The 9,907-nt window shown below is 75.2% G+C and carries 12 protein-coding genes and 1 pseudogene; 11 read left to right on the top strand and 2 right to left on the bottom strand.

Annotated elements, in window-relative coordinates; translation table 11 throughout:
- The 5 genes and pseudogenes from ACFUEL_RS27560 to ACFUEL_RS27540 form a co-directional block, all read left to right on the top strand.
- Positions 1 to 529, top strand: a pseudogene (locus ACFUEL_RS27560) (hypothetical protein); the annotation flags it as partial.
- A complete protein-coding gene (locus ACFUEL_RS27555; RefSeq protein ID WP_344556529.1) occupies positions 526 to 945 on the top strand; it encodes a roadblock/LC7 domain-containing protein in 420 nt (139 codons plus the stop codon). The pseudogene ACFUEL_RS27560 and the gene ACFUEL_RS27555, both read left to right, overlap by 4 nt.
- Positions 942 to 1,466 carry a DUF742 domain-containing protein gene (locus tag ACFUEL_RS27550; protein ID WP_380239463.1) on the top strand — a complete coding sequence of 175 codons (525 nt, stop codon included), beginning with the start codon at positions 942 to 944 and terminating at the stop codon, positions 1,464 to 1,466. The genes ACFUEL_RS27555 and ACFUEL_RS27550 overlap by 4 nt, the downstream gene beginning before the upstream one ends.
- Positions 1,447 to 2,058 carry an ATP/GTP-binding protein gene (locus ACFUEL_RS27545; RefSeq protein ID WP_380239462.1) on the top strand — a complete coding sequence of 204 codons (612 nt, stop codon included), beginning with the start codon at positions 1,447 to 1,449 and terminating at the stop codon, positions 2,056 to 2,058. The genes ACFUEL_RS27550 and ACFUEL_RS27545 overlap by 20 nt, the downstream gene beginning before the upstream one ends.
- A 634-nt stretch (positions 2,059 to 2,692) precedes the next feature.
- Positions 2,693 to 3,355: a winged helix-turn-helix domain-containing protein gene (locus tag ACFUEL_RS27540; RefSeq protein WP_380239461.1), complete on the top strand. Its 663-nt coding sequence runs from the start codon at positions 2,693 to 2,695 to the stop codon at positions 3,353 to 3,355.
- A 158-nt stretch (positions 3,356 to 3,513) separates the two neighbouring features.
- Here ACFUEL_RS27540 and ACFUEL_RS27535 read toward each other — a convergent pair whose 3' ends face one another.
- Entirely contained in the window at positions 3,514 to 3,747 is a 234-nt protein-coding gene (locus tag ACFUEL_RS27535; protein ID WP_380239460.1) for a hypothetical protein, read from the bottom strand.
- 111 nt (positions 3,748 to 3,858) lie between these two features.
- On the opposite strand from ACFUEL_RS27535, the gene ACFUEL_RS27530 reads away from it, so the two are divergent.
- Positions 3,859 to 4,497 carry a TetR/AcrR family transcriptional regulator gene (locus tag ACFUEL_RS27530; protein ID WP_380239459.1) on the top strand — a complete coding sequence of 213 codons (639 nt, stop codon included), beginning with the start codon at positions 3,859 to 3,861 and terminating at the stop codon, positions 4,495 to 4,497.
- On the opposite strand, the gene ACFUEL_RS27525 is transcribed toward ACFUEL_RS27530, so the two are convergent.
- Positions 4,460 to 5,233: an IclR family transcriptional regulator gene (locus ACFUEL_RS27525; RefSeq protein ID WP_380239458.1), complete on the bottom strand. Its 774-nt coding sequence runs from the start codon at positions 5,231 to 5,233 to the stop codon at positions 4,460 to 4,462. The genes ACFUEL_RS27530 and ACFUEL_RS27525 overlap by 38 nt on opposite strands.
- A gap of 331 nt (positions 5,234 to 5,564) precedes the next feature.
- On the opposite strand from ACFUEL_RS27525, the gene ACFUEL_RS27520 reads away from it, so the two are divergent.
- From ACFUEL_RS27520 to ACFUEL_RS27500, 5 genes are all read left to right on the top strand, one after another.
- Positions 5,565 to 6,575 carry an ABC transporter substrate-binding protein gene (locus ACFUEL_RS27520; RefSeq protein ID WP_380239457.1) on the top strand — a complete coding sequence of 337 codons (1,011 nt, stop codon included), beginning with the start codon at positions 5,565 to 5,567 and terminating at the stop codon, positions 6,573 to 6,575.
- A gap of 26 nt (positions 6,576 to 6,601) precedes the next feature.
- Complete coding sequence (locus ACFUEL_RS27515; RefSeq protein WP_380239456.1) at positions 6,602 to 7,639, top strand: ABC transporter substrate-binding protein; 1,038 nt, start codon at positions 6,602 to 6,604, stop codon at positions 7,637 to 7,639.
- Positions 7,636 to 8,484 (top strand): ABC transporter permease, encoded by an 849-nt coding sequence (locus tag ACFUEL_RS27510; protein ID WP_380239455.1) that lies wholly within the window; start codon positions 7,636 to 7,638, stop codon positions 8,482 to 8,484. Before ACFUEL_RS27515 ends, ACFUEL_RS27510 begins: the two co-directional genes overlap by 4 nt.
- Positions 8,481 to 9,221 (top strand): ABC transporter ATP-binding protein, encoded by a 741-nt coding sequence (locus ACFUEL_RS27505; RefSeq protein WP_380239454.1) that lies wholly within the window; start codon positions 8,481 to 8,483, stop codon positions 9,219 to 9,221. The genes ACFUEL_RS27510 and ACFUEL_RS27505 overlap by 4 nt, the downstream gene beginning before the upstream one ends.
- Before the next feature lie 43 nt (positions 9,222 to 9,264).
- On the top strand, positions 9,265 to 9,907 hold a 643-nt coding region (locus ACFUEL_RS27500), incomplete at its 3' end, for an ABC transporter substrate-binding protein (protein WP_380239453.1).

Below are 9,907 nucleotides of genomic sequence, written 5' to 3'. Positions count from 1 at the left end.
CGCCGTGCGCGCCGCGTCCGCCCCGGGCGTCGCGGGTGCCCCGGGTGCCGCTGCGCCTTCGCCCGCGGAGCCGGCCGGGCCGTCCGCCGCCGCGCCGCCGGCCGGGCCCGCGCTCACCCCGGTGGCCGGCGGGCTGCTGCCCAAGCGCGTCCGGCAGGCCAACCTGGCGCCCCAGCTGCGGCCCGGCACCGGCGGCGGCCCCGAGCCCGCCGAACCGGCCCGCGAGCGGGACCCCGAGGAGGCCCGCTCCGCGTTCTCCTCCTTCCAGCGCGGCTTCGCCCGCGGCCGCGGCGACCGGCTCCAGCCCCCCTCGCTCACCGTGGTGCGCTCCGAGCCGGAGCCGCCCGGCGGCGGGCCCGTCCCGGTGCGGCCGCAGCAGCCCGTCCCCGGGCAGGCGCCCAGACTGCGGGTCGCACTGCCCTCCGCGCCGGTGCCGCCCGCGCTGCCCGCCGCCCCCGCCCGTTCCGTCCCGTCGGCGCACCAACCGCCGCCCGCACCGCCCGCACCAGCAGAAGGAACCGAATCATGACCGCAACAACACCGCCGTCCGGGGACCTCGACTGGCTCCTCAACGACCTGGTCGGCCGGGTGGCGACCCTTCGGCATGCGGTGATCCTGTCCAGCGACGGCCTGGCCACCGGTGTCTCCAGCGGCCTCGGCCGCGAGGACGCCGAGCACCTCGCCGCGGTCGCCGCGGGTTTCCACAGCCTCGCCAAGGGCGCCGGCCGGCACTTCCAGGTCGGCGGCGTCCGGCAGACCATGGTCGAGCTGGACGAGGCGTTCCTGTTCATCACCGCCGCCGGTGACGGCAGCTGCCTGGCCGTGCTCAGCGACGCCGAGTCCGACGTGGGCCAGATCGCCTACGAGATGGCACTGTTGGTCAAGCGCGTCGGCGAGCACCTGGCCGCCGAACCGAGGACCGAGAACACCCTGCCCGGGAGATGACCGATTCGATGAGCGAGCCCGAGCCGACCGAGCCGACCGGGGCCCCCGCCCCGGCCGGCCCCAGCGGTGCGCCCGCGGACGACGGGGCGGCCGGCCAGGAGCCGGTCGACCTGTTCGCGCCCCGCACCCCGGTGGACGACCGCTGGTTCGACGACGAGGCCGGGCCGGTGGTCCGGCTGTTCTCGATGACCGGAGGACGCGCCCGCCCGGTCGACGACGGCCTGTTCGACCTGATCTCCCTGGTCACCGCCGCCGGGGCGGGCCCGGCCGGCCCCGGCGGTGCCCGCCCCGACCTCGCGCTCGGCCCGGAACACCACGCGATCCTCGAGCTCTGCCGCGACGAGCCGCTCAGCGTCGCCGAGCTGGGGTCCTACACCGACCTGCCGGTGAGCGTGGTCCGGGTCCTGCTCGGCGACCTCCACGACGCCGATCTGATCAGCGTCACCCGACCCTTCCAGCTCGCCCAGCAACCGGACGAGCGCCTGCTGCGAGACGTGATCAATGGCCTCCGTGCACTCTGACGCCCCGTCGACCTCCACCGCCGCCCGCAAGGCCCCCTGGGCCACCAGCGCGGTCAAGATCCTGATCGCCGGCGGCTTCGGCGCGGGCAAGACCACCCTGGTCGGCGCGGTCAGCGAGATCCGCCCGCTGCGCACCGAGGAGTCGCTCAGCGAGATCGGCCGCCCGGTCGACGACACCGCCGGGGTGGAGGCCAAGCGCACCACCACCGTCGCGATGGACTTCGGCCGGATCGACCTCAAGCCCGGCCTCGCCCTCTACCTGTTCGGCACCCCCGGCCAGGACCGGTTCTGGTTCGTCTGGGACGAACTCGCCCGCGGCACCCTCGGCGCGGTCGTCCTCGCCGACACCCGGCGGCTGGCCGACTCCTTCCCCTCGGTCGACTACTTCGAGCAGCGCGGCATCCCGTTCGTCGTCGCCGTCAACTGCTTCGAGGGGACCGAGGTGTACGCCCCCGACGACGTGCGCGCCGCGCTCGACCTGCCGGAGGGGGTGCCCGTGCTGCTGTGCGACGCCCGGCGCCGCGAGGACGGCAAGGAACTGCTGATCCGGTTGGTCGAGCACGCTGCGGAGCGGGCCGGCGTACGGCTCTGACGCCGTTCCGGGCCCGGACGGGCCGGGTTCGGACGGGCCTGCCGGGTCCGGACGGGCCCGCCGGGTTCGGACGGGCAAGGTACTTCTGCCTCCGATATTCTTTGCTTTCCCGCAGGTCGCGGCGGTGGCGTCCGGATGGTGGACGTCTTCTGTCTCGGCCTGCGGATGCGTTCCTCCAGTGGGTTGCCTTCCGGGCGCCGGGCGTGGAAGTCTCGTAGCCGTGCCCGCCGCCGAACGGCCGCGGAGCCCGACACACTCCGGGGGAGGAGCCGCGCCATGACCGTCTCGGTCCGCATCGCCGCACTCCCCCTGCTCACCGTCCGCCGGTACATCGACCACGGCCGGATCTACAGCGCCTGCTGTCGCTGACGCGCCGCCACCCCGCCCGCTCCCGCCGGGCGGTGGCGGTTCCGTGCGTCCCCGTCGACCCACGCAGCGCCCCGGAGAACGACCGTGCACCCGCGCACCCTCCTCGAACCGTTCTGGCCACCGCGCCGGAGCCACCACTTCGACCTGACCTGTCGGCGCGCGACCAGCGCCTCCCGGCACCGGACCTGACCCACCGTCAACTCCCGTGCGCCGGAAGCGCAGACGACGACCACTCACCGACCGTCACGCGCGAAAGAGCCCTCACATGTCGTACGCCGCCACCGCCACCGCGACCCCGCACCTGCGCGCGGTCCGCTCCCTCCCCGACCTCGCCCCCGCGGGCGCCGCCCCCGCCGCCGAACACCGGCGGGCCGCCGCGCCCCGACCGGTCGCCGCGACCGCCGCCCCGGCCCCGGCCCCCGTCCGCGCCCCCGAGAGCCTGCTCGCCGGGCTCCAGGGCGGCGCCGCCGTGGTCGCCGCCCTCCCGCAGTCCGTCCTCCCGCAGGGGCTGCTCGCCCAGCTCGGCGCGGCCGACTCCCCGCTGGTCGGCTACCTGGTCCTGGTGCCCGCCGAGAACCCGGCCGCCGCCGCGCCCGCCGCCGAAGCCCCGGCGCCCGCCCGGCCGTTCACCCGCCCCGCCGACCGCGGCATCTCCGTCGATCCCGACCGCCGCAACGCCTACGTCGACGGCGCGCTGCTCGACCTCACCTACCTCGAGTTCGAACTCCTCGCCCACCTCACCGAGCACCCGCACCGCGTCCACACCCGCGACCAGCTCGTCCACACCGTCTGGGGCTACGGCCACGTCGGCGACGGCCGCACCGTGGACGTCCACGTCGCCCGCCTGCGCCGCAAGCTCGGCGCGGCCTACCGCGACACCATCGTCACCGTCCGCCGGGTCGGCTACAAGTACGCCCCGGCGGCGTAGCGACCGGCACGCGCCGACGACCGGCACGCGCGCGCGAAGGCCGCGGCGAGGGGTTGCACCGGCCCCCACCGCGGCCTTCGCGCTTCCGCGCGCCGGGCCCGTCCTCGCCGTGCCCGTTGCCCGCTGCGTCGGTGCTCGCCCGTCCGCCGACGGAGCCGTCAGTCGCCCTTCCCGGCGGCCTTCCCGGCGGCCTTCCCGGCGCGGTGGGCCCGGTCGGCGAGGAGGGCGCCGGCGACGGCGGCCAGGACGTAGACGGCCAGGGCGGCGGGGAAGCCGCCGGGGAGTCGGGCGAGCAGGCCGGTGTCGGCGTGGTCGACGAGCAGGCGGACGGCCCCCTGGGCGCCGAGGACGAACAGGATCATGCCGAGGACCTGCAGGAGGTGGTGCTTCACCGTGCTGCCTTTCGGATCTCCGGGTCTTTTACCATGCACTTGCATGGTAATAAACTGGAGGCCGGTTCGCAATGCACCCGCATGGCGAACGGCGGTGGCGGAGGAGGCGCGGTGCCGAAGATCGTGGACCACGAGCAGCGTCGGGCGCGGCTGGTCGAGGCCGTCTGGGCGCTGGCGGTGCGGGGCGGCGTCGAGCAGGTGACGCTGCGCAAGGTGGCCGACGAGGCGGGGGTCTCGATGGGGCAGGTGCAGCACTACTACCCCTCGATGCACGACCTGGTGCGGGACGCGCTCGACCGGGCGGTGCGGGCGGTGAACGCGGGCATCGAACAGGCGGTCGCGGCGGCCGGCGCGAGCGCTCCCGAGGAGGTGCTCCGGGCCTGCCTGCACGCGCTGGTCGACCCGGGGGAGGAGGGCGTGCGGCTGATGCGGTTCTCCCTGGCGGTGGCGGCCAGGGCGGCGGGCGATCCGCAGCTGGCCCGGGTGCTGGCCCCGGTCGACGGCGAACTGCTCTCCCTCACGGCCGGGTTGATCGCGACGGCCCGGCGGGGGCCGGGCGGGGACGAGCTGGTCGAGGCCGACATCTGCTGGTCGCTGGCCACCGCGCTCGGCGTGGACGTCGCGCTCGGCCACCGCACGCCGGAGGCCGCCGTACGGGTGCTCGACCACCAGCTCGACACGGTGCTGCGGCTCGGCGCCGGGCCGGACGCGCTCAGGAACGCCGCTCCGGGGGCAGCAGCAGGACGGTGAGCGCCGCCGCGCAGGTGCGGGCGTGGGCGAGGACGCGGGGGAGGTCCTCGTCCGGGAGGCGGGCCGGGGTGGAGCGGACGGCCAGGGCGAAGCGGGCCGCCGGGATGCGGTCGAGGACGGGCACGGCGAGGGTGCGGACGTCCGGGGCGGACTCGCCGTCGTTGAGGGCGTAGCCGCGTTCGCGGGTGCGGGCGAGTTCGGCGTCCAGCGCGGCCGGGTCGGTCAGGGTGCGCGGGGTGTAGGCGGGCAGCGGCCCGTCCAGCGGCGGGTCGGTGGGGGAGGGCCAGGCCAGCAGCACCTTGCCGAGGGCGGTGGAGTGCAGCGGGCGGCGCAGGCCCGGCCCGGTGGGGGGCAGGACGGAGCCGCCGACCAGGACGACGGCGTGCGGGCCGGAGCGGATGGCCAGGTCCGCGGTGGCGCCGGTGCGGGCGGCCAGCCGGTCGAGCTCGGGGCCGGCCAGGTGCAGGCCGCGCTGGTGGAAGGTGAGCCGGCCGAGTTCGGCGACGGCCGGGCCGAGCCGGTAGCGGGCGGTGCGCTCGTCCTGGTCGAGGAAGCCGGTGGCGACCAGGGTGCGGGCCAGGCGGTGCGCGGTGGAGACGGACAGGCCGGTGCGGCGGGCCAGTTCGGAGGCGCTCAGGTCGGGCCCGTTGTCGTGGAAGCAGTCCAGCAGGCCGAGCGCCCGGTGGACCGCCTGGGCGCCGCTCGGCGGAGCGGGGAGGGTTCCGGGGGCGGGCATCGCGCTTCTCCGGTTCGGCTCGTCGGTCAACTTCCGTTCTGCTCCCAGGATATGGGGGCGATCACGGCGGCAGCATGTCGGCAGTGTTGCGGCTGTCCGGCCTTCCGTGAACAGGTGGTCCCATCATCTGGCAAGGCTTGATCCGGCCCCCGGTCAGGTGGAACGCTCAGTCCGTCAGCCGGTTCGAGCAGGAGGGAGTCCACCGTGAAGTCGCACCGGTGCCACTCCTCCTGTTGTCGCTGACCCTTCGCGAACCCCCTTCTCCCGCGCGGCCGTTCCCACCATGTGGCACGGCGCCCGCGCGCCTCCTGTCGATCACCGGAGCCCCGCCATGAGCACGCCCCCCGCCGCGCCCCCGTACCCGGACACGCTGTGGTTCACCCGCTGCCCCGTACCGACCGCCACCGGCATCGCCGCCGACCGGGGCTGGCTGGCGCGGGAGTTCGCGGCCGAGGGCATCGCGGTGCGCTCGCTGCAGGACGTCCCGCCGGAGGTCGCCGCCGACCACCACTACACCCACGCGCTGACCGGCCTGTTCCGGGAGGGCGGCAACGTCCCGGCGCTGTGGGCCCGTTCGCGCGGCGAGCGGACCAGGCTGATCGGCCTGACCTGGATCGAGGAGCGCCAGGCGGTGCTCGTCCGGGAGGGCAGCGGCATCGACTCCGCCGAAGGGCTGCGCGGCCGCCGGCTCGCGGTGCCCCGGCACCCGATCGCGATCGACTTCTGGCGGGCGATGGCGCTGGCCGGCCATCACGGCGCCCTGGCCTCCGCCGGGATCGCCCCGGCCGGCGCCACCTGGGTGGACGTCGAGGCCGAGCCGGGCGGCGGCCAGTGGGAGGCCGAACTGACCGCGCTGGCCGAGGGCCGGGTGGACGCCGTGTACGTGAAGGGCGCGCTCGCCGTGGAGGCCGCCCGCCGCCACGGGACCGTCCCCGCTGTCGAGTTGGACGCGCTGCCGGACCGCCGGCACCGGGTCAACAACGGCACCCCGCGCCCGATCACCGTCCACCAGCACCTGCTCGACGAGCACCCCGAGCTGGTGGCCCGCTTCCTGGCCGTACTGCTGCGCGCCGCCGACTGGGCCGCCGGACGGCCCGCGGAGGTCGCCCGGATCCTCGGCGCCGAGACCGGCGCCGGACCGGAGGGCGTCGCGGGCGCCTACGCGGCGGGCAGCCACCGCACCCTGCGCCCGGACCTGTCCGCCGAACGCCTCGAACTCCTCGCCCAGCAGCAGGAGTTCCTGCACGCCCAGGGCTTCCTCGCCGACCGGGTCGACGTCCGCGCCTGGGCCGACCCCGCCCCGCTGGCCGCCGCCCGCGCCCTGCTCGCCGCCCGTTCCTGACCCGACCGCCCTTCCTGGAGAACCGCATGCGCACCCCCGTCCGCCGCCGCACCCTGCTCGCCGCCACCGCCCTGACCGCCGTCGCCGCGCTCGCCCTGACCGCCTGCGGCTCGTCCGCGAAGGACGCCTCGGCCTCCGCCGACGGCAGGGGCGGCGCCGAGGTGGTGCTGAGAGTGCCCGACCCCGGGAACTCCGGCTTCCTCGCCAGGGGCAAGAAGGACGGCACGCTGGACGCGGCGCTGGCCGCCGTGCACGCCAAGGTGGTCTGGACGGGCAGCGCCGGGCCGTTCGCCCCCGCCGCGCAGGCCCTCAACGCCGACCAACTGGACGTCGCCCAGGGCTCGATCACCTCGGCCGTCGCCGCGCTCGCCCAGAAGCCCGGCTTCAAGCTGTTCGCGCAGACCGAACCGGACGGGGCCGGCGAGGGCATCCTGGTGAAGAACGGCTCCCCGATCAAGGAGATCAAGGACCTGGTCGGCAGGAAGGTCGCCGTCTCGCAGGGCGGCACCTCCGAGTACCTGCTGCTCAAGGCGCTCGAGAAGAACGGCATCCCGGCCGACCGGGTCCAGCGGGTCTACCTGCGGGCCGACCAGACCTCCGGCGTCTTCAACTCCGGCCAAGTCGACGCCTGGGCGACCTGGGGCACCTTCTCGATCCCCGCCATCGCCAACGCGAACTCGCACTTCCTGGCCGACGGCAAGGCCGTCGGCAGCGACAACTACGCGGTGTGGGCGGTTCGTTCGTCCTTCGCCGAGAAGCACCCCGAGGTGGTGAAGGCGTTCTACGCCTACCTGCACGAGAACGGCGCCAAGGAGAAGGCCGACCCGGCCGCCTACCTCAACGTGTTCACCGACGCCGGCCCGACCGCCGTCACCCCCGCCGAGAAGGAGATCGCCGTCGACTTCGGCAGGCAGCGCGCCGTCGAGTCGCCGATCACCGGCGCCGACGCCGCCCGGTTCGCCGTGGTCGCCGAGTTCTACGCCGACCAGGGCGTCACCAAGTCCCTGGTCGACGTCAAGCCCTACCTGATCGACGTCAACTCCCTTGCCGGGAGCGGAAAATGACCGCCACCACCGAGGCGGTCCGGGCCGCCGGACTGGTCGCTCCGCAGGCCCGCGCCACCGCCGTCCGGCCGCGCGGCGTCTCGCTCGCCCTGCGCACCCTGGGCCCACTGGCCCTGCTCGCCGCCTGGCAGATCTCCTCGGCGACCGGCGCGCTCACCCCCGACGTGCTCGCCTCGCCCGGCCAAGTCCTGCAAGCGGTAAAGGAGTTGTGGGGCAACGGACAGCTCGCCGACGCACTCTCCACCTCGCTGACCCGGGCCGCCCTCGGCCTGCTGTTCGGCGCCGGCACCGGCCTGGTGCTCGGCGTGGTCACCGGCTTCTTCCGGCTCGGCGAGGAACTGCTCGACTCCGCGGTCCAAGTCCTGCGCACCGTACCGTTCCTGGCGCTGGTGCCGCTGTTCATGGTCTGGTTCGGCATCACCGAGACCGCGAAGATCGCGCTGATCGGCGTCGCCACCTCCTTCCCGATGTACGTCTCCGCCTCCGGCGGCGTCCGCAACACCGACCGCAGACTCGTCGAGGCGATGCGCAGCTTCGGCCTCTCCCGCTGGGCCGTGGTCCGCGAGGTCGTGCTGCCCGGCGCGCTGCCCGCCCTGCTCTCCGGGCTGCGGCTGTCGATGACGCTCAGCGTGATCGCGCTGATCGCCGCCGAGGAGATCAACTCCACCGAGGGGATCGGCTACCTGATGGCCCAGGCGCAGAACTTCTCCCGCACCGACGTGCTCGCCGTCTGCATCCTGATCTACGGCCTGCTCGGCCTGGCCGCCGACGGCGCGGTCCGCGTCCTGGAACGCGTCCTGATGCCCTGGCGGCCCGCCGGCGAACGGCAGGGGGCCGGACGATGAGCACCCCCGCCCCCGCCATCCCCGCGGTCCACCTGCGCGGCCTGCGCAGGGTGTTCGGCACCCGGGCCGTCCTGGACGGCATCGACCTGGACATCGCCCGCGGCGAGTTCCTCGCCCTGCTCGGCGCCTCCGGCACCGGCAAGACCACCCTGCTGCGGATCCTCGGCGCCCTCGACCGCGCCGACCAGGGCACCGTGCTCGTCCCGCCCTCGCGCACCGTGGTCTTCCAGGAACCCCGGCTGATCCCGTCCAAGCGCGTCCTGGGCAACGTCACCGTCGGCCTGCCGCGCGGCGCCGCCACCCGGGAGACCGGCCGCCGGGCACTGGCCGAGGTCGGCCTCGCCGACCACGCCGACGCCTGGCCCGGCACCCTCTCCGGCGGCGAGGCCCAGCGCGCCGCGCTCGCCCGCGCCCTCGTCCGGGAACCCGAACTCCTGCTGCTGGACGAGCCGTTCGCCGCCCTGGACGCGCTCACCCGGCTGCGCATGCAGGACCTGGTCGGCGAACTGTGCCGCAAGCACCGGCCCGCCGTCCTGCTGGTCACCCACGACGTGGACGAGGCGATCCGGCTCGCCGACCGGGTCGCCGTGCTGCGCGACGGCGCGCTCGTCCGCGACGAGACCGTCACCGTCGAACGCCCCCGGGACGCCGCCGACCCCGACTTCGCGGCGCTGCGCCGCCGCCTGCTCGCCGACCTCGGCGTGCACCAGGACCCCGCACCACAGCACGTCAGCTGACCCGGCACGTCAACCAGCCACCCCTCCAAGGAAAGAGACCGCCATGACCGTCACCGTCGGTGTGCACCGCTCCAACCCCTCCCTCTACCACCTGGCCCGACTTGACTACCTCCAGCAGGAGTTGGCCCCGCTCGGCGAGAGCGCCGAGTTCCACCACTACACGGACGGCACCAGGACCGGCTCCTACCTGGCCGACGGCACCATCGACTTCGGCGGCACCGGCTCCACCCCGCCGATCACCGCGCAGGCCGCCGGACACGACATCGTCTACACCGCCGTCTCCGCGCCCCGTCCCGACCACGGCGCGCTGCTGGTCGCCGCCGACGGGCCGGTGCACTCGGTCGCCGACCTCGAGGGAGGCACCGTGGTGCTCGGCATCGGCTCCTGGCAGACCCACCTGCTCGCCAAGGCCCTGCATCAGCACGGGCTTTCGTACCGCGACGACATCACCGCCGAGCGCCCCGCCGGGGACGAGGCCGAGCGGCTGGCCGCCGGCCGGATCGCCGGCTGGATCGCCCAGGGCGCCGAACTCGCCGCCGCCCGCCGCACCGGGAACTTCCGCGAACTGATCCGCACCGGCGACGTCATCGCCGACCGCTCGGTGTTCTTCGCCCGCCGCGAACTCGCCGTCCAGCGGCCCGAGATCGTCGCCGCCGTCGTCACCGCCCTGCAGCGCGCCGACCACC

This window comes from Kitasatospora sp. NPDC057198 (assembly GCF_042670125.1).
GTDB lineage: Bacteria > Actinomycetota > Actinomycetes > Streptomycetales > Streptomycetaceae > Kitasatospora.
Note: the sequence above shows the minus strand (reverse complement) of the source record. Positions and strands in the feature narration are given on the sequence as shown.

Coding starts and splice junctions, on each gene's coding strand:
- ACFUEL_RS27520 (WP_380239457.1), top strand. CDS start 5,565: ATGAGCACGCCCCCCGCCGCGCCCCCGTACCCGGACACGCTGTGGTTC.
- ACFUEL_RS27505 (WP_380239454.1), top strand. CDS start 8,481: ATGAGCACCCCCGCCCCCGCCATCCCCGCGGTCCACCTGCGCGGCCTG.
- ACFUEL_RS27550 (WP_380239463.1), top strand. CDS start 942: ATGACCGATTCGATGAGCGAGCCCGAGCCGACCGAGCCGACCGGGGCC.
- ACFUEL_RS27545 (WP_380239462.1), top strand. CDS start 1,447: ATGGCCTCCGTGCACTCTGACGCCCCGTCGACCTCCACCGCCGCCCGC.
- ACFUEL_RS27515 (WP_380239456.1), top strand. CDS start 6,602: ATGCGCACCCCCGTCCGCCGCCGCACCCTGCTCGCCGCCACCGCCCTG.
- ACFUEL_RS27525 (WP_380239458.1), bottom strand. CDS start 5,233: ATGCCCGCCCCCGGAACCCTCCCCGCTCCGCCGAGCGGCGCCCAGGCG.
- ACFUEL_RS27510 (WP_380239455.1), top strand. CDS start 7,636: ATGACCGCCACCACCGAGGCGGTCCGGGCCGCCGGACTGGTCGCTCCG.
- ACFUEL_RS27555 (WP_344556529.1), top strand. CDS start 526: ATGACCGCAACAACACCGCCGTCCGGGGACCTCGACTGGCTCCTCAAC.
- ACFUEL_RS27540 (WP_380239461.1), top strand. CDS start 2,693: ATGTCGTACGCCGCCACCGCCACCGCGACCCCGCACCTGCGCGCGGTC.